Here is a 15821-nt window from a genome sequence, read left to right as displayed (position 1 = left end):
GCCCGCCCACGACGTCACACCGATCACCGAGCACTCGTTTGTGCCCCGTTCCGCTGGAGCTACCGTGTCCGATTACGACGATGTCTGGCTGGTCATACCGGCCTATAACGAGGGCCAGGTGATCGCCGACGTGGTCGAGGGGGCCCGCAAGACGTTCCCCAACATCGTCGTCGTCGACGACGGAAGCACCGACGACTCGGCCAGGCACATCGCCACCACCGGCGCGCACCTGGTGCGCCACCCGGTCAACCTCGGCCAGGGCGCGGCCCTGCAGACCGGCCTCACCTACGCGCTCGCCCAGCCCGGCGCCCGCTACTTCGCCACCTTCGACGCGGACGGTCAGCACCAGACCAAGGACGTCGAGACGATGGTGGCGGTGCTGCGCAGCGGAGAGGCCGACGTCGTACTCGGCTCCCGCTTCATCGAGCAGAACGGCCAGGTGCCGTGGATCAAGCAGGTGGTGCTGCGCACGGCCGCCGCGGTCAGCCCCACCGCCCGCAAGCTCAAGCTCACCGACTCGCACAACGGTCTGCGCGTCCTGGGCCGTGAGGCCGCCGAGCAGCTGAACATCACCATGAACGGCATGGCGCACGCGTCCGAGCTCGTCGGCTTCCTGGCCGGCTCCGGCCTGCGGGTCACCGAGGTCCCGGTGGACATCCTCTACACCGATTACTCACGCGCCAAGGGTCAGTCCCTGATCAACGGCGTCAACATCCTTTTTGACATTTCGCTGCGGGAGCGTGGGCGTCGATGAAGTACTTCTGGATCCAGCTGGTCCTGATCCTCGGCTCGGTGTCCATGGCACTCATGTTCATCCGGACCTGGAGCCAGGCGAAGAACCGGGCCTGGAAGCGCATAGCGTTCTCGGTGTTCGTGGTCGTCAACGTCTACGCGGTGCTCCGCCCGACGGACGTCACCTGGCTCGCCCACCAGCTCGGCGTCGGCCGAGGCACCGACCTGGTGCTCTACGTGATGGTGCTCGCGATGGGCTTCCTCACGCTCAACACCTTCCTGCGCTTCCGGTCGCTGGAGAAGAAGATCACCGACCTGGCGCGGACCGTGGCCATCAACGAGGGCGTCCGGGCCAACGACGAGCGCCTCGGGCAGGACATCGTCGCGAGCTCCGGCGCCCGGGCCGACGCCGACTCCGACTCCGTGAAGGCCTGACGCTCCATGGCGACCTTCGACTTCATGCTCCCCTACTACGGGGACGTGCAGCTGATGCAGGACGCTGTGCGCAGCATCCTGGCGCAGACCGACCGGGACTTCCGGCTCGTCGTCATCGACGACGGCAAGGAGCCGGACGTACCCGGCTGGTTCGAGCAGCTCGGCGACGAGCGGGTCCACTACACCCGCAACGAGCAGAACCTCGGCATCACCAAGAACTTCCAGAAGTGCGTGGAGCTCTCCGAGGCCGACTACGTGGTCATCATGGGCTGCGACGACCTCCTGCACCCGCACTACCTGGAGACCGTCCGCGGGATCATCGGCGCCCACCCGGGCATCGGCATGGTCCAGCCCGGCGTCGAGGTCATCGACGGCGAGGGCCGGATCACCCAGGGCCTGGCGGACAACACCAAGAAGCGGCTGTACGCGCCGCAGGTGAAGGGCCGCCGGCTGATGGCCGGTGAGGAGCTGGCCGCCAGCGTGCTGCGCGGGAACTGGCTGTACTTCCCCTCCATCGCCTGGCGCGGCGAGGCGCTGCGCAAGGTGAACTTCCGCGACGACTACTCGGTGATCCAGGACCTCGCGCTGGTGGTCGACCTGCTGGAGGGCGGTGAGGAGATGGTGATCGACAACTCGACCACGGTCTTCCAGTACCGCCGGCACGCGGTCAGCGAGTCCTCGGTGCAGGCCTTCTCAGGCACCCGCTTCGCCGAGGCCGAGCGGTACTTCGCCGCGGTCGCGGCGCGCATGGACGCCCGGGGCTGGCCCAAGGCCGCCCGCGCGGCGCGCTTCCACAGCGCCTCCCGCCTGCACGCGCTCACCATGCTCCCCGGCGCACTGCGCCGCGGGCACCGGGAGGGCGCCCGCACCCTGGCGAAGCACGCCTTCACCTCCGGCCAGAACTGAGCCGACACCGCACACCACGAAACGGACTGAGATGACACACCTGGCCCCCGAGGAGGCCGGTGGGGCCGGCGCCCCGGCGCCCCGCCCCGCCGCGACAGCGGAAGGAAAGAGCCGACTGTCCCCCTCACGGAGCCGGGCGTGGCTCTCCCGGCGCTGGGTGCTCCCCCTGGCCGAGGTCGTCGTCAGCCTCGTGGCAGCCCTCGGGTTCACGCTGCTGAGCACGCACATCAGCGTGAACCCGCTCATCCGGATCGGCCAGGTCAGCGGTCTCGCCAAGCTCCAGCAGTACGCGGCCGTCCTCGGCCTGCCGCTGCTCGCGGTCCTGCTGTACACCGCCTACCGCGGCCCGCTCCACCGCCACCAGGTCGCGAAGCGCCTGGTGTGCTCCGCGCTGGCCGGACTCGCCACCGGCGTGCTGGCGGGCGGCGTGGTCGTCGCCCTGCGCGGTACGCCCTGGGGGCTCGGCGGCCAGGAGGGCGACCCGAGCGCCCTGATCGAGATGGCCAACTCGTTCCTGCACGGCGAGAGCATGTCGGGCATCTACCCGCCCCTGTTCCCCGGCCTGATGGCCGTCTGGGCGAAGATCCGCTACGACGTGCCCGGCGGACCCGGGTTCGCCCTCAAGGACTTCCAGATCTTCTTCACCGCCATCGCGGGCCCGCTGACGTACCTGGCCTGGCGGCTGCTGCTCCGGCCGTTCTGGGCGCTGCTCATCGCGGTGCCCTCGGCCCTGCTGTTCATGGACCCGATCCGCCCGTACAGCCACGGCAGCATGCTCGTACTGCTGCCGCTGCTCGGCTACTGCTTGCGCGAGATGCGCCGCTCCGGCGAGCGTCCGCTGCGCCAGAACCTGCTGCGCGGCGCGGTCCTCGGCCTCGTTTTCGGCCTGGTCTTCCTCTGGTACTCCGGCTGGTACGTCTGGGCCGCGCCCGGGGTGTTCGTGCTCGCGCTGTGCCTCTTCCCCTGGCGCGGCGGAAAGACGGTGGTCAAACGGACTGGCGCGTTCATCTCCGTCACCCTGCTGACGGCCGGTTTCGTCGGCGCCCCGCTGATCTACCAGATGGCCCGGCTCGGTTCCCAGACCCCTGACCGCTACGCCTTCCTGGCCACGTACGTCGATCCGACGTACGTGCTGGGCTGGGTGTCCGACCGGTCCGGGAAGCTCGAGTACCAAACCTGGCCGGTGGCCGGCGAGATGGCGGGCCAGAGCGGCTTCGCCCTGCTGCTGCTGTTCGCCGTGGGCCTGGGCATCGGACTGGCGCTGCGCAACATCATGGTCCTGACCGCCGCCGCCACGCTGGCCGGCGCCTGGCTGGCCCGCTTCTGGTTCGCCTCGCACATGGCGCACGACAAGGCCGTGCAGCTCTACCCGCGCACCACCTGGATCATCATGTACTGCCTGATGATCCTGGCCGTCCTCGGCATGATGGCCGTGGTCGACCGGGGCTCCGGCTGGGCCGAGCGCACGCTGCGGCCGAGCGGCGCCGCACCCGCCGCCCGGGTCGTTCCCCGGCGGGTGGTCGCGCAGCTCGCGGCCGGCATGGTGTGCGCGATCGCGCTGTTCGCCACGATGGGCGCGTCCTGGTCGGCCAACCGGTACATGCCGCAGGCCGACACCATGTCGATGGGCATCGACGCCTGGCGGGCCCACACCATCAAGAAGTCGGACGGCACCTGCCCGCGCTTCGCGCCGGACAAGAAGAACTGCGCGGACATCGTCACGAAGGACTGGCGGGAGCGCCCCGACAAAGGCTTCTGGTGCTCCGGCATCGAGCCGTCGGAGTGGCCGTTCGTCTGCGGGCGCAAAGCGCCGTACTAGGAAGGCGCAGGAGTAGCCTCCGTCCCAACCGAGGGCCCCCGGCCCGCAGTTCGCTGCGGATCACCGGGGGTCCTCGCATATTCGAACTCATGCTCTATGCCCACCCCCCTGTTCGAGCCGATACCCGGGGCCAGTAGCATCCGGCCGGTCAGCCATGTCTTCTGGCGTAGTCACAACAGGGGTTGGGGACAACTTGAAACTAGGTCGTGTGCGCGGGACGGCTCTGGCCGCCGCGCTCGGTGTCGTGACGGTTCTCGGCATCCAGGGCGTCGCCAACGGCATCGGCGCCGGGGACGGCGACGTGTCGCCGTACAGCGCCGGCGCCCGCGAGAAGGGTCCGGTCGAGGGGGAGCTGCACAAGCACGCCCTGAAGCCCAAGGGCAAGGGCGAGGCCGTCCTCTCCCAGCAGGACACCGAGCCCTTCGGGCTCCTCGGCGTCTCCTGGAACGACCCCGAGGCCGAGGTGAAGGGGAAGATCGAGGCCCGCACCCGGGACGCCGACACCGGCAAGTGGTCGAAGTGGAAGGTGCTGGAGCAGGCCGAGTCCGGCCTCGACGGCAAGCGCCCGGGCCTGCGCGGCGCCACCGAGCCCGTCTGGGTCGGTCCGTCCGACGGAGCCGAGGTACGGGTGGGCGGCGGCGACGCCGAGCTGCCCGCCGGCATGGAGCTGGCCCTGGTGGACCCGGGTGCCGCCGGCGCGAAGGCGAAGAAGAAGGGCAGCCTGAGCCTCGGGCCGGCCTCCTTCGCCCTCCCCGCGGTGGACCCCGCGCCGACGACGCCGGGACCGGAGTCGACCGCCCCGCGGCCGGACGTGGTCTCGCGCGTGCAGTGGGGCGCCGACGAGTCCCTGAACAACGAGGGCCCGATCTACCTGCCTGGTGCGAAGATCAAGGCGGTCTTCGTCCACCACACCGCGGCCACCGCGCCGTACGAGTGCTCCGAGTCCGCGGCCATCGTCCGCAGCATCCACAAGTACCACGTGGAGGTCGAGAAGTGGCGCGACCTCGGCTACAACTTCCTCGTCGACAAGTGCGGGACGATCTTCGAAGGCCGTCAGGGCGGTGTGGACCAGCCCGTCCAGGGCGCGCACACCTACGGCTGGAACTCCGAGTCGACGAGCGTCTCCGTCCTCGGTGACTACACGAACGCGGGTGCCTCGGCCGCCGCTCTCGAAAGCATCTCCAAGGTCGCGGCCTACAAGCTGGGCCAGTACGACGGCGACATGAACGGCACGACGACGCTGACCGCCGGCGCCACCCAGAAGAACTTCTTCGGCACCAGCTACACCGCCGGGCAGACGTACACGTTCAAGACGCTCTCGGGTCACCGCGACGGCTTCAACACCCAGTGCCCCGGCAACTCGCTCTACCCGCAGCTGGACGCGCTCCGCAAGACGGGCCCCGCGGCCCAGCTGAAGATCGCCTCGGTGAACGGCGCGGCGGCCACGCCGGGCGCCACCCTGCCCAGCGGCGCAGCCCTGACGGTCGACTGGACCACCAGCACGGTGAGCGGCCAGCTGAGCAAGTTCGAGCTGCTGGTGGACGGCGAGGCAGTCGCGGTCACCGACGCTTCCGCCCGTAAGGCGACGGCGGCGCTGACCGACGGCAGCCACGAGGTCCGGGTCCGCGCGACCGCCGCGAACGGCAAGGTCTCCACGAGCCTCGCGGTCACCGTCGACGCGGACGTCAAGGGCGCCAAGTTCGTCCCCCTCGCCCCGAAGCGCCTGATGGACACCCGTACGGGCCTGGGCGTTGCGGCCGGGCCGGTCGGTCCGGGCGCCGTGGTCACCCTCCCGGTGGCGGCCGCCACCGGCGGTACGCCCACCGCGGTGGTGCTGAACGTGACGGCGACGAACCCGACGGAGCCGAGCTTCGTGTCGGTGTACCCGGGCGGTACGACCCGTTCCAGCGCGTCGAACCTGAACTTCACCCCGGGCAAGACGATCCCGAACCTGGTGGTCGTGCCGGTCATCAACGGGACCGTCAGCTTCTACAACAACCAGGGCAACGTCGACCTGATCGCGGACATCACCGGCTACTTCACCTCGGCCGGTGACGGCGCCACGCAGACCAACTTCGGCCCGAAGCGTCTGATGGACACGCGTACGGGCACGGGCGTTCCGGCCGGCGCGGTCGGTTCGGGCGGCGTGGTCACGCTGCCCGTGGCGGGCGTCGACGGCATCCCGGCCACCGGCGTCAAGGCCGTGGTGCTGAACGTGACGGCGACGAACCCGACGCAGCCGAGCTTCGTGTCGGTGTACCCGAGCGGTACGACCCGTTCCAGCGCCTCGAACCTGAACTTCACCCCGGGCCAGACGATCCCCAACCTGGTGGTCGTGCCGGTGGTGGACGGGAAGGTCAGCTTCTACAACAACCAGGGCACCGTCGACCTGATCGCGGACATCACGGGCTACTTCTCGGACAGCGACGCGGGCGCCATGCACGCGAACTTCGGTCCGAAGCGACTGATGGACACCCGTGCGGGCCTGGGCGTCCGGCAGGGCCCGGTCGCCGGGGGCAGCGTGGTCACGCTGCCCGTGGCGGGCGTCGGCGGCATCCCGGCCACCGGTGTGAAGGCCGTGGTGCTGAACGTGACGGCGACGAACCCGACCGAGGCGAGCTTCGTGGCGGTCTTCCCGAGCGGCACGACCCGTACGAGCGCCTCGAACCTGAACTTCACGGCCGGTCTCACGATCCCCAACCTGGTGGTCGTCCCGGTGGTGGACGGGAAGGTCAGCTTCTACAACAACTCGGGTTCCGTGGATCTCATCGCGGACATCACGGGGTACTTCAGCTAGTGGCGTGAACACGCCTTTTTGCAGGTGAGGGGCTCCACACCACAAGGTGCGGGGCCCCTCGCGCATGTCGGGGCAGGGAACGGAAAACAGGGGACATGGGGAAGAACGAGGACGACAGAGCGGGTATCTCCGACGAGGAGATGGCCCGGTTCTTGGAGCAGGCCGCCGCGGGGTCGGGGGACGCTCCGAAGGAGCCGTCCGCGCGGGCACGGATGGTGACCGAGCGACTGCGCGAGGAGCGCAGCCGGGGCCAGGAGCCCCCGGGCTGGCGCACCGGCCCGGCGTGGCAGGAGATGCGGGGCCGGGGCAGGCGCAAGCGGCGGCTCAAGGCCTTCGCGGCCATCGTCCTCGTCGCCGGGCTCGCGCTGATCGCCGTACGGCCCGAGCTGGTGATCGACCGGATCACGGGCAAGACGGAGGCCCGCCAGGAGGCGAAGAACGCTGCTCCGCTGCCCGCGGAGTCCGGACGCCCGACCGCGCCCCCGGCGGCCGTGGACCCGGACCAGCCGACTCTGCAGGAACCTTTCCGCGGTTCCCCGGCCCTCCAGTGGGCCGACGGGGCCGCCGGCATCGAGGTCCCCGAGGCCACGGCCGTCGGCGGGATGTCCAAGCAGCAGGTCGCGGACGCGCTGGAGAAGACCAGGCAGTTCCTGATCGCGGCCAACCTCGACCCGGCGACCCTGCGCGGGGAGCGGCCGGCCGCCGCCCTGGCGATCCTGGACCCCCGGCAGCCGGAGGTCCCGCAGCGGCTGGAGCAGTCCCTGACGAAGCCCACCGCGGAGAACACCCCGGTGCTGCTCTTCACCCGCTTCGACCAGGCGAAGGTCAAGCCGGTCGGTGACGTCGTCAAGGTGCGCGGCAGCATGCGCGCGGAGCAGGGGGAGCCCGGGGAACTGCTCGTGGTGACGGACTACACCTTCGTCCACCCCATGACGAACGGGGGCACGAGCGTGCAGCGCACCATCGTGCGCCGGCAGATCACCCTGAGCCTGCTCGACCCGGCGCGCTGGGCGGCCACCGGGGACCGGCTCCAGCTGCGCAAGTACGTCTCGGAGTGGTCGAACGTCGGATGCGAGACGGCCGACGGCTTCCTGCACCCGGACTTCCCGCGGGCGGCGCCGGCCGGGTCGGCGCCCACCGGGCCCGCCGTGGATCCGTACGACCGCAGCAGGGACATCGAGGGCGAAGGGTGCGGGACGGTCACCCGCTCCTGACCGGGGGAGTCACCCCGTCACGCGATTGCGTGGTGCTGTTTGACCACTCAGCGTGGCGGGGTATTCTCTTCCGCCCGATTGGCCAGGTACGTGCCTCGTATGGCAGACTACTCAAGTTGCTCGGCTGAGTGCCGATGCTGCGCGCCTCCCGCCGGGAGGACCGGAAGCGAGTCCCACAGTACTCGTCGTCCTTAATCTGCCTTCCGGGGCAGCAATGGGGGCGGACGTACGGGAATCTTCTGGGAAGTGTCAGCACGGTGCCCACCAGGCACTCGGTGGGTGTTTCTCCCCCGAAACGCGGTCACAGGGACCGCACCCCCTTGGATGAGGGAATTTCCGTATGGGAATTTTCTGTAGAGGGAGTGCGACACGCCCGACCGCGTGGGTCGGAGGGAAGCCGCGGGATCCGTCCCGCAGCCGACCGAGAGCCAGAGCGTTTCCACATACAGACAGGACTACGGAGTAGCCATGGCGGGACAGAAGATCCGCATCCGGCTCAAGGCCTACGACCACGAGGTCATCGATTCCTCGGCGAAGAAGATCGTCGAGACGGTGACGCGCACTGGTGCGTCGGTCGCGGGCCCGGTGCCGCTGCCCACTGAGAAGAACGTGTACTGCGTCATCAAGTCGCCGCACAAGTACAAGGACTCGCGCGAGCACTTCGAGATGCGCACGCACAAGCGCCTGATCGACATCCTCGACCCGACCCCCAAGACCGTTGACTCGCTGATGCGCCTGGACCTTCCGGCCGGCGTTGACATCGAGATCAAGCTCTGAGAGGCGTCGAGAAGATGGCAAAGCAGATCAAGGGCGTCCTGGGCGAGAAGCTCGGCATGACCCAGGTCTGGGACGAGAACAACCGTGTCGTCCCGGTGACCGTGGTCAAGGCCGGACCCTGCGTCGTTACCCAGGTCCGTACGAACGACATCGACGGCTACGAGTCGGTCCAGATCGCCTTCGGCGAGATCGACCCGCGCAAGGTGAACAAGCCCCTCAAGGGCCACTTCGCCAAGGCCGACGTGACCCCCCGCCGCCACCTGGTGGAGCTCCGCACCTCCGACGCCAGCGAGTACACGCTCGGCCAGGAGATCACTGCTGAGGTGTTCGAGTCCGGCGTCAAGGTTGACGTCACGGGCAACAGCAAGGGCAAGGGCTTCGCCGGTGTCATGAAGCGGCACAACTTCCGGGGCCTCGGCGCCGGTCACGGTGTGCAGCGCAAGCACCGCTCCCCCGGTTCGATCGGTGGCTGCGCCACCCCTGGGCGTGTCTTCAAGGGCATGCGCATGGCCGGTCGTATGGGCAACGAGCGTGTCACCACCCAGAACCTGACCATCCACGCGGTTGACGCGGAGAAGGGTCTGCTCCTCATCAAGGGCGCGGTCCCCGGTCCGAACGGCGGCCTCGTCCTGGTCCGTACCGCGGCCAAGGGGGCTTGAGGTAATGAGCACCATTGACATCCTTTCGCCGGCAGGCGACAAGGCCGGTACCGTCGAGCTCCCCGCGGAGATCTTCGACGCGAAGACCAGCGTTCCGCTGATCCACCAGGTCGTTGTCGCTCAGCTGGCTGCTGCCCGTCAGGGCACGCACAAGACCAAGCGTCGTGGCGAAGTCCGTGGTGGTGGCCGCAAGCCGTACCGCCAGAAGGGCACCGGCCGCGCGCGCCAGGGTTCGACCCGTGCTCCGCAGTTCGTCGGCGGTGGCGTTGTCCACGGCCCGCAGCCGCGTGACTACTCCCAGCGGACCCCGAAGAAGATGAAGGCCGCCGCCCTCCGCGGTGCCCTCTCGGACCGTGCGCGTCACTCCCGCATCCACGTCGTCACCGGCGTGGTCGAGGGTTCCGCCTCCACGAAGGCCGCCAAGACGCTGTTCGGCAAGATCTCGGAGCGCAAGAACCTGCTCCTGGTCGTCGAGCGCGCCGACGAGGCCGCGTGGCTGTCCGCCCGCAACCTGCCCCAGGTTCACATCCTGGAGCCGGGCCAGCTGAACACGTACGACGTGATCGTCTCTGACGACGTGGTCTTCACTCAGGCCGCTTTCGAGTCCTTCGTGTCTGGCCCCAAGGCCGATGAGACCGAAGGGAGCGACGCCTGATGTCTGAGGCGACCGTTACCAGCAAGACCTTCACTGACCCGCGCGACCTGCTGATCAAGCCGGTTGTCTCGGAGAAGAGCTACGCGCTGCTGGACGAGAACAAGTACACGTTCATCGTCGCGCCTGGCTCCAACAAGACCCAGATCAAGCAGGCCGTGGAAGCGGTCTTCGGGGTCAAGGTCACCGGGGTCAACACGATCAACCGTCAGGGTAAGCGCAAGCGCACCAAGACCGGTTTCGGCAAGCGCGCTGACACCAAGCGCGCCATCGTGACCCTCGCTGAGGGCGACCGAATCGACATCTTCGGCGGCCAGGCCTCCTAACGGAGGTCTAGTCGTCCGGAATCGGACGAGGACTGAGAAATGGGTATCCGCAAGTACAAGCCGACGACCCCGGGCCGTCGTGGCTCCAGCGTCGCCGACTTTGTCGAGATCACGCGGTCCACGCCGGAGAAGTCGCTGGTTCGCCCGCTGCACAGCAAGGGCGGCCGTAACAACACCGGTCGGATCACTGTTCGCCACCAGGGTGGTGGACACAAGCGCGCCTACCGCGTGATCGACTTCCGTCGTCACGACAAGGACGGCGTGCCGGCCAAGGTCGCGCACATCGAGTACGACCCCAACCGCACCGCGCGCATCGCGCTCCTGCACTACGCGGACGGCGAGAAGCGCTACATCATCGCGCCGAAGGCTCTGAAGCAGGGCGACCGGATTGAGAACGGCCCCACGGCCGACATCAAGCCGGGCAACAACCTGGCCCTCCGCAACATCCCGGTCGGTACCACGATCCACGCGATCGAGCTCCGTCCCGGTGGTGGCGCCAAGTTCGCCCGTTCCGCGGGTGCCTCCGTGCAGCTGCTGGCGAAGGAGGGCACGATGGCCCACCTTCGTATGCCTTCCGGTGAGATCCGCCTGGTCGACGCGCGCTGCCGCGCGACGGTCGGCGAGGTCGGCAACGCCGAGCAGTCGAACATCAACTGGGGCAAGGCCGGCCGCATGCGCTGGAAGGGCGTTCGCCCGTCCGTCCGCGGTGTCGCGATGAACCCGGTTGACCACCCGCACGGTGGTGGTGAGGGCAAGACCAGTGGTGGTCGCCACCCGGTCTCCCCGTGGGGTCAGAAGGAGGGTCGTACTCGCTCGCCGAAGAAGGCTTCGAGCAAGTACATCGTCCGCCGCCGCAAGACGAACAAGAAGCGCTAGGAGCGGGTTTAGATGCCGCGCAGTCTCAAGAAGGGGCCCTTCGTCGACGACCACCTCGTAAAGAAGGTGGACGTCCAGAACGAAGCCGGCACCAAGAACGTCATCAAGACCTGGTCCCGTCGCTCGATGATCATCCCCAGCATGCTGGGTCACACCATCGCGGTGCACAACGGCAAGACCCACGTCCCGGTGTTCGTCACCGAGTCGATGGTCGGCCACAAGCTCGGCGAGTTCTCGCCGACTCGCACCTTCCGCGGCCACGTCAAGGACGACCGGAAGTCGAAGCGCCGCTAAAGGCGGGGTGGTTACGACTATGACTTACACCGAAGGGACAACCATGGAAGCCAGGGCCCAGGCGCGGTACATCCGCGTCACGCCCATGAAGGCCCGCCGAGTGGTGGACCTTATCCGTGGCATGGATGCCACGGAGGCTCAGGCGGTCCTGCGTTTCGCCCCGCAGGCCGCGAGCGTGCCGGTTGGCAAGGTGCTTGACAGCGCCATTGCCAATGCCGCACACAACTACAACCACCCGGACGCCTCCACGCTGGTCATCAGCGAGGCGTTCGTGGACGAGGGCCCGACCCTGAAGCGGTTCCGTCCGCGTGCGCAGGGCCGTGCCTACCGGATCCGCAAGCGGACCAGCCACATCACCGTGGTCGTCAGCAGCAAGGAAGGTTCCCGGTAATGGGCCAGAAGGTAAACCCGCACGGGTTCCGGCTCGGCATCACCACCGACTTCAAGTCGCGTTGGTACGCCGACAAGCTGTACAAGGACTACGTCAAGGAAGACGTCGCCATCCGCAGGATGATGACGTCCGGCATGGAGCGCGCCGGCATCTCGAAGGTTGAGATCGAGCGCACCCGTGACCGCGTGCGTGTGGACATCCACACCGCTCGTCCGGGCATCGTCATCGGCCGCCGTGGCGCCGAGGCCGACCGCATCCGCGGCGACCTCGAGAAGCTCACGGGCAAGCAGGTCCAGCTGAACATCCTCGAGGTCAAGAACCCCGAGCTTGACGCTCAGCTGGTTGCCCAGGCCGTTGCCGAGCAGCTCTCCTCCCGCGTCTCCTTCCGTCGCGCCATGCGTAAGAGCATGCAGGGCACGATGAAGGCCGGCGCCAAGGGCATCAAGATCCAGTGTGGCGGCCGTCTCGGCGGCGCCGAGATGTCCCGCTCCGAGTTCTACCGCGAGGGTCGTGTGCCGCTGCACACGCTGCGCGCGAACGTGGACTACGGCTTCTTCGAGGCCAAGACCACCTTCGGCCGTATCGGTGTGAAGGTCTGGATCTACAAGGGCGACGTCAAGAACATCGCCGAGGTTCGCGCCGAGAACGCTGCGGCCCGTGCGGGTAACCGCCCGGCCCGTGGTGCTCAGGGCGCTGGCGACCGTCCCGCCGGCCGTGGTGGCCGTGGTGGCGAGCGCGGCGGCCGTGGTGGCCGCAAGCCGCAGCAGGCTGCTGGTGCCGAGGCCCCCAAGGCCGACGCTCCCGCCGCCGCTCCGGCCGAGAGCACCGGAACGGAGGCCTGACCGACATGCTGATCCCTCGTAGGGTCAAGCACCGCAAGCAGCACCACCCCAAGCGCAGTGGTATGGCGAAGGGCGGTACTGAGGTCACGTTCGGTGAGTACGGCATCCAGGCGCTGACCCCGGCGTACGTGACGAACCGCCAGATCGAGGCGGCTCGTATTGCGATGACCCGCCACATCAAGCGTGGCGGCAAGGTCTGGATCAACATCTACCCGGACCGCCCGCTGACGAAGAAGCCTGCCGAGACCCGCATGGGTTCCGGTAAGGGTTCTCCCGAGTGGTGGATCGCCAACGTGCACCCGGGCCGGGTCATGTTCGAGCTGTCCTACCCGAACGAGAAGATTGCTCGTGAGGCGCTCACCCGCGCTGCTCACAAGCTTCCGATGAAGTGCCGGATTGTTCGGCGCGAGGCAGGTGAGTCGTGATGGCGACGGGAACCAAGGCGTCCGAGCTGCGTGAGCTCGGCAACGAGGAGCTCGTTGGCAAGCTGCGCGAGGCCAAGGAGGAGCTGTTCAAGCTCCGCTTCCAGGCGGCCACGGGTCAGCTGGAGAACAACGGCCGGCTCAAGTCCGTCCGTAAGGACATCGCTCGCATCTACACCCTGATGCACGAGCGTGAGCTCGGTATCGAGACGGTGGAGAGCGCCTGATGAGCGAGAACAACGTGACTGAGAAGACCGAGCGCGGTTTCCGCAAGACCCGTGAGGGTCTGGTCGTCAGCGACAAGATGGACAAGACCGTCGTCGTCGCCGTCGAGGACCGCGTGAAGCACGCCCTGTACGGCAAGGTCATCCGCCGTACGAACAAGCTCAAGGCTCACGACGAGCAGAACGCTGCCGGCGTCGGCGACCGCGTCCTCATCATGGAGACGCGTCCGCTGTCGGCGAGCAAGCGCTGGCGCATCGTCGAGATCCTCGAGAAGGCCAAGTAATTCGTCCGGGGGGTTTCCCCCGGATTCGTTCCGCCAGGCTCGGTGGGGGCCCAGCTCCTCGGAGTGAAGCCCCCGCCGGGAACCGGCAGACAAACAGGAGATACACGTGATCCAGCAGGAGTCGCGACTGCGTATCGCCGACAACACTGGTGCCAAGGAAATCCTTTGCATCCGTGTTCTCGGTGGTTCCGGTCGCCGCTACGCGGGCATCGGTGACGTCATCGTCGCCACCGTCAAGGACGCGATCCCCGGTGGCAACGTGAAGAAGGGTGACGTCGTCAAGGCGGTCATCGTTCGCACCGTCAAGGAGCGTCGCCGCCAGGACGGCTCGTACATCCGCTTTGACGAGAACGCCGCCGTCATTCTGAAGAACGACGGCGACCCTCGCGGCACCCGTATCTTCGGCCCGGTGGGCCGTGAGCTGCGCGAGAAGAAGTTCATGAAGATCATCTCGCTCGCGCCGGAGGTGCTGTAAGCATGAAGATCAAGAAGGGCGACCTGGTTCAGGTCATCACCGGTAAGGACAAGGGCAAGCAGGGCAAGGTCATCGTCGCCTTCCCCGCTGAGAACCGCGTCCTCGTCGAGGGTGTCAACCGGGTCAAGAAGCACACCAAGGCCGGCCAGACCGCTGGTGGCTCGCAGACCGGTGGCATCGTGATCACCGAGGCGCCGATCCACGTCAGCAACGTTCAGCTGGTTGTGGAGAAGGACGGCCAGAAGGTCGTTACCCGCGTCGGTTTCCGCTTCGACGACGAGGGCAACAAGATCCGCGTTGCCAAGCGGACGGGTGAGGACATCTGATGGCTACCACTCCGCGTCTCAAGACGAAGTACCGCGAGGACATCGCGGGCAAGCTGCGTGAGGAGTTCTCGTACGAGAACGTCATGCAGATCCCCGGCCTCGTGAAGATCGTGGTCAACATGGGTGTGGGCGACGCCGCCCGCGACTCCAAGCTGATCGACGGCGCCATCCGCGACCTGACGACGATCACCGGTCAGAAGCCGGCCGTCACGAAGGCCCGCAAGTCCATCGCGCAGTTCAAGCTGCGCGAGGGTCAGCCGATCGGCTGCCACGTCACCCTCCGTGGTGACCGCATGTGGGAGTTCCTGGACCGTACGCTGTCGCTCGCGCTTCCGCGTATCCGTGACTTCCGTGGTCTGTCGCCGAAGCAGTTCGACGGCCGTGGCAACTACACCTTCGGTCTCACGGAGCAGGTCATGTTCCACGAGATCGACCAGGACAAGATCGACCGTACCCGGGGTATGGACATCACCGTGGTCACCACGGCGACCAACGACGCTGAGGGCCGCGCGCTCCTTCGTCACCTCGGCTTCCCCTTCAAGGAGGCGTAAGCGAGATGGCGAAGAAGGCTCTCATCGCGAAGGCTGCCCGCAAGCCCAAGTTCGGTGTGCGTGCGTACACCCGCTGCCAGCGCTGCGGTCGTCCCCACTCCGTGTACCGCAAGTTCGGCCTGTGCCGCGTGTGCCTTCGTGAGATGGCTCACCGTGGCGAGCTGCCGGGCGTGACCAAGAGCTCCTGGTAAATCACCCTAGTCCGCAAGGACTTGGGGGGTACCAGGCACTCTCGGTAAGCATCTGGACGGTGGGTGCCCGGCCGCGCATGCCTTAGGCTTGTGTGGTTGGGCGTCCGCCGCCCATAACGACTTACTACGCCGTAGGTCCCCGCACCGCACCCGTCCCGCCACTGAGTGGGGAGAGGGATGGCGCATACAGGAAACCCCGGCGAGAGAGGCCGAAGGCCACTTCATGACCATGACTGACCCGATCGCAGACATGCTCACGCGTCTGCGTAACGCTAACTCGGCGTACCACGACACCGTCGTGATGCCGCACAGCAAGATCAAGTCGCACATCGCAGAGATCCTCAAGCAGGAGGGTTTCATCACCGGCTGGAAGGTCGAGGACGCCGAGGTCGGCAAGAACCTCGTCCTCGAGCTGAAGTTCGGGCCGAACCGCGAGCGCTCCATTGCGGGCATCAAGCGGATCTCGAAGCCCGGTCTGCGCGTGTACGCGAAGTCCACCAACCTGCCGAAGGTCCTCGGCGGCCTGGGCGTGGCGATCATCTCCACGTCCCACGGTCTCCTGACCGGCCAGCAGGCAGGCAAGAAGGGCGTAGGTGGGGAAGTCCTCGCCTACGTCTGGTAGTCGGGA

General features: G+C 67.6%; 22 protein-coding genes. All 22 read left to right on the top strand.

Annotated features, from left to right (window positions below):
- Window positions 1-64 precede the first annotated feature (64 nt).
- The 22 genes from OHA89_RS16090 (at window position 65) to rpsH (ending at window position 15815) form a co-directional block, all read left to right on the top strand.
- The gene (locus OHA89_RS16090; protein WP_266608189.1) at window positions 65-754 is read left to right on the top strand and encodes a glycosyltransferase family 2 protein; all 690 of its coding nucleotides are present in this window, start codon (window positions 65-67) and stop codon (window positions 752-754) included.
- A complete protein-coding gene (locus tag OHA89_RS16085; RefSeq protein WP_215143998.1) occupies window positions 751-1167 on the top strand; it encodes a DUF2304 domain-containing protein in 417 nt (138 codons plus the stop codon). Before OHA89_RS16090 ends, OHA89_RS16085 begins: the two co-directional genes overlap by 4 nt.
- A 6-nt stretch (window positions 1168-1173) precedes the next feature.
- Window positions 1174-2073 carry a glycosyltransferase gene (locus tag OHA89_RS16080; RefSeq protein ID WP_215143995.1) on the top strand — a complete coding sequence of 300 codons (900 nt, stop codon included), beginning with the start codon at window positions 1174-1176 and terminating at the stop codon, window positions 2071-2073.
- 31 nt (window positions 2074-2104) lie between these two features.
- Window positions 2105-3892 carry a hypothetical protein gene (locus OHA89_RS16075; protein WP_406366451.1) on the top strand — a complete coding sequence of 596 codons (1788 nt, stop codon included), beginning with the start codon at window positions 2105-2107 and terminating at the stop codon, window positions 3890-3892.
- A gap of 208 nt (window positions 3893-4100) precedes the next feature.
- A complete protein-coding gene (locus OHA89_RS16070; RefSeq protein ID WP_266608183.1) occupies window positions 4101-6689 on the top strand; it encodes a peptidoglycan recognition protein in 2589 nt (862 codons plus the stop codon).
- A 95-nt stretch (window positions 6690-6784) separates the two neighbouring features.
- Window positions 6785-7903, top strand: coding sequence for a hypothetical protein (locus OHA89_RS16065; RefSeq protein ID WP_266608181.1), 1119 nt, complete (start codon window positions 6785-6787; stop codon window positions 7901-7903).
- 468 nt (window positions 7904-8371) lie between these two features.
- The gene (rpsJ, locus tag OHA89_RS16060; protein ID WP_003948644.1) at window positions 8372-8680 is read left to right on the top strand and encodes a 30S ribosomal protein S10; all 309 of its coding nucleotides are present in this window, start codon (window positions 8372-8374) and stop codon (window positions 8678-8680) included.
- 14 nt (window positions 8681-8694) lie between these two features.
- Window positions 8695-9339 carry a 50S ribosomal protein L3 gene (gene rplC / locus OHA89_RS16055; protein WP_007265899.1) on the top strand — a complete coding sequence of 215 codons (645 nt, stop codon included), beginning with the start codon at window positions 8695-8697 and terminating at the stop codon, window positions 9337-9339.
- A gap of 4 nt (window positions 9340-9343) precedes the next feature.
- The gene (gene rplD, locus OHA89_RS16050) at window positions 9344-9994 is read left to right on the top strand and encodes a 50S ribosomal protein L4 (RefSeq protein ID WP_030710344.1); all 651 of its coding nucleotides are present in this window, start codon (window positions 9344-9346) and stop codon (window positions 9992-9994) included.
- Window positions 9994-10317 (top strand): 50S ribosomal protein L23, encoded by a 324-nt coding sequence (rplW, locus tag OHA89_RS16045; RefSeq protein WP_030154694.1) that lies wholly within the window; start codon window positions 9994-9996, stop codon window positions 10315-10317. Before rplD ends, rplW begins: the two co-directional genes overlap by 1 nt.
- Window positions 10318-10356: 39 nt before the next feature.
- Entirely contained in the window at window positions 10357-11193 is an 837-nt protein-coding gene (gene rplB / locus OHA89_RS16040; protein ID WP_008739715.1) for a 50S ribosomal protein L2, read from the top strand.
- Between the two features lie 12 nt (window positions 11194-11205).
- Window positions 11206-11487, top strand: coding sequence for a 30S ribosomal protein S19 (gene rpsS / locus OHA89_RS16035; protein ID WP_008739713.1), 282 nt, complete (start codon window positions 11206-11208; stop codon window positions 11485-11487).
- A 43-nt stretch (window positions 11488-11530) separates the two neighbouring features.
- Complete coding sequence (gene rplV, locus OHA89_RS16030) at window positions 11531-11878, top strand: 50S ribosomal protein L22 (protein WP_037792011.1); 348 nt, start codon at window positions 11531-11533, stop codon at window positions 11876-11878.
- Window positions 11878-12720 carry a 30S ribosomal protein S3 gene (gene rpsC / locus OHA89_RS16025; protein ID WP_008739710.1) on the top strand — a complete coding sequence of 281 codons (843 nt, stop codon included), beginning with the start codon at window positions 11878-11880 and terminating at the stop codon, window positions 12718-12720. Before rplV ends, rpsC begins: the two co-directional genes overlap by 1 nt.
- 5 nt (window positions 12721-12725) lie before the next feature.
- Complete coding sequence (gene rplP, locus OHA89_RS16020) at window positions 12726-13145, top strand: 50S ribosomal protein L16 (RefSeq protein ID WP_008739704.1); 420 nt, start codon at window positions 12726-12728, stop codon at window positions 13143-13145.
- Window positions 13145-13369: a 50S ribosomal protein L29 gene (gene rpmC, locus OHA89_RS16015; RefSeq protein ID WP_008739703.1), complete on the top strand. Its 225-nt coding sequence runs from the start codon at window positions 13145-13147 to the stop codon at window positions 13367-13369. The genes rplP and rpmC overlap by 1 nt, the downstream gene beginning before the upstream one ends.
- Complete coding sequence (gene rpsQ / locus OHA89_RS16010; RefSeq protein WP_030008467.1) at window positions 13369-13650, top strand: 30S ribosomal protein S17; 282 nt, start codon at window positions 13369-13371, stop codon at window positions 13648-13650. The genes rpmC and rpsQ overlap by 1 nt, the downstream gene beginning before the upstream one ends.
- Before the next feature lie 106 nt (window positions 13651-13756).
- On the top strand, window positions 13757-14125 hold the full coding sequence (gene rplN / locus OHA89_RS16005; RefSeq protein ID WP_008739701.1) for a 50S ribosomal protein L14: 369 nt from the start codon (window positions 13757-13759) through the stop codon (window positions 14123-14125).
- A gap of 2 nt (window positions 14126-14127) precedes the next feature.
- Window positions 14128-14451, top strand: coding sequence for a 50S ribosomal protein L24 (gene rplX, locus OHA89_RS16000; protein WP_073912889.1), 324 nt, complete (start codon window positions 14128-14130; stop codon window positions 14449-14451).
- On the top strand, window positions 14451-15002 hold the full coding sequence (gene rplE, locus OHA89_RS15995) for a 50S ribosomal protein L5 (protein WP_030154702.1): 552 nt from the start codon (window positions 14451-14453) through the stop codon (window positions 15000-15002). Before rplX ends, rplE begins: the two co-directional genes overlap by 1 nt.
- A 5-nt stretch (window positions 15003-15007) precedes the next feature.
- Window positions 15008-15193 carry a type Z 30S ribosomal protein S14 gene (locus tag OHA89_RS15990; RefSeq protein WP_003956452.1) on the top strand — a complete coding sequence of 62 codons (186 nt, stop codon included), beginning with the start codon at window positions 15008-15010 and terminating at the stop codon, window positions 15191-15193.
- Between the two features lie 223 nt (window positions 15194-15416).
- Window positions 15417-15815: a 30S ribosomal protein S8 gene (rpsH, locus tag OHA89_RS15985; RefSeq protein WP_007265911.1), complete on the top strand. Its 399-nt coding sequence runs from the start codon at window positions 15417-15419 to the stop codon at window positions 15813-15815.
- Window positions 15816-15821 lie beyond the last annotated feature (6 nt).

This window comes from Streptomyces sp. NBC_01546 (assembly GCF_045208355.1).
Lineage (GTDB): Bacteria > Actinomycetota > Actinomycetes > Streptomycetales > Streptomycetaceae > Streptomyces.
This window is presented reverse-complemented; position numbering and strand designations above follow the sequence as displayed.

Excerpts from the sequence above, each read along its gene's own strand:
- OHA89_RS16085 (WP_215143998.1), top strand. The coding sequence starts at position 751 with ATGAAGTACTTCTGGATCCAGCTGGTCCTGATCCTCGGCTCGGTGTCC.
- OHA89_RS16080 (WP_215143995.1), top strand. The coding sequence starts at position 1,174 with ATGGCGACCTTCGACTTCATGCTCCCCTACTACGGGGACGTGCAGCTG.
- OHA89_RS16075 (WP_406366451.1), top strand. The coding sequence starts at position 2,105 with ATGACACACCTGGCCCCCGAGGAGGCCGGTGGGGCCGGCGCCCCGGCG.
- OHA89_RS16065 (WP_266608181.1), top strand. The coding sequence starts at position 6,785 with ATGGGGAAGAACGAGGACGACAGAGCGGGTATCTCCGACGAGGAGATG.
- rpsJ (WP_003948644.1), top strand. The coding sequence starts at position 8,372 with ATGGCGGGACAGAAGATCCGCATCCGGCTCAAGGCCTACGACCACGAG.
- rplC (WP_007265899.1), top strand. The coding sequence starts at position 8,695 with ATGGCAAAGCAGATCAAGGGCGTCCTGGGCGAGAAGCTCGGCATGACC.
- rplD (WP_030710344.1), top strand. The coding sequence starts at position 9,344 with ATGAGCACCATTGACATCCTTTCGCCGGCAGGCGACAAGGCCGGTACC.
- rplW (WP_030154694.1), top strand. The coding sequence starts at position 9,994 with ATGTCTGAGGCGACCGTTACCAGCAAGACCTTCACTGACCCGCGCGAC.
- rplB (WP_008739715.1), top strand. The coding sequence starts at position 10,357 with ATGGGTATCCGCAAGTACAAGCCGACGACCCCGGGCCGTCGTGGCTCC.
- rpsS (WP_008739713.1), top strand. The coding sequence starts at position 11,206 with ATGCCGCGCAGTCTCAAGAAGGGGCCCTTCGTCGACGACCACCTCGTA.
- rplV (WP_037792011.1), top strand. The coding sequence starts at position 11,531 with ATGGAAGCCAGGGCCCAGGCGCGGTACATCCGCGTCACGCCCATGAAG.
- rpsC (WP_008739710.1), top strand. The coding sequence starts at position 11,878 with ATGGGCCAGAAGGTAAACCCGCACGGGTTCCGGCTCGGCATCACCACC.
- rplP (WP_008739704.1), top strand. The coding sequence starts at position 12,726 with ATGCTGATCCCTCGTAGGGTCAAGCACCGCAAGCAGCACCACCCCAAG.
- rpmC (WP_008739703.1), top strand. The coding sequence starts at position 13,145 with ATGGCGACGGGAACCAAGGCGTCCGAGCTGCGTGAGCTCGGCAACGAG.
- rpsQ (WP_030008467.1), top strand. The coding sequence starts at position 13,369 with ATGAGCGAGAACAACGTGACTGAGAAGACCGAGCGCGGTTTCCGCAAG.
- rplX (WP_073912889.1), top strand. The coding sequence starts at position 14,128 with ATGAAGATCAAGAAGGGCGACCTGGTTCAGGTCATCACCGGTAAGGAC.
- rplE (WP_030154702.1), top strand. The coding sequence starts at position 14,451 with ATGGCTACCACTCCGCGTCTCAAGACGAAGTACCGCGAGGACATCGCG.
- OHA89_RS15990 (WP_003956452.1), top strand. The coding sequence starts at position 15,008 with ATGGCGAAGAAGGCTCTCATCGCGAAGGCTGCCCGCAAGCCCAAGTTC.
- rpsH (WP_007265911.1), top strand. The coding sequence starts at position 15,417 with ATGACCATGACTGACCCGATCGCAGACATGCTCACGCGTCTGCGTAAC.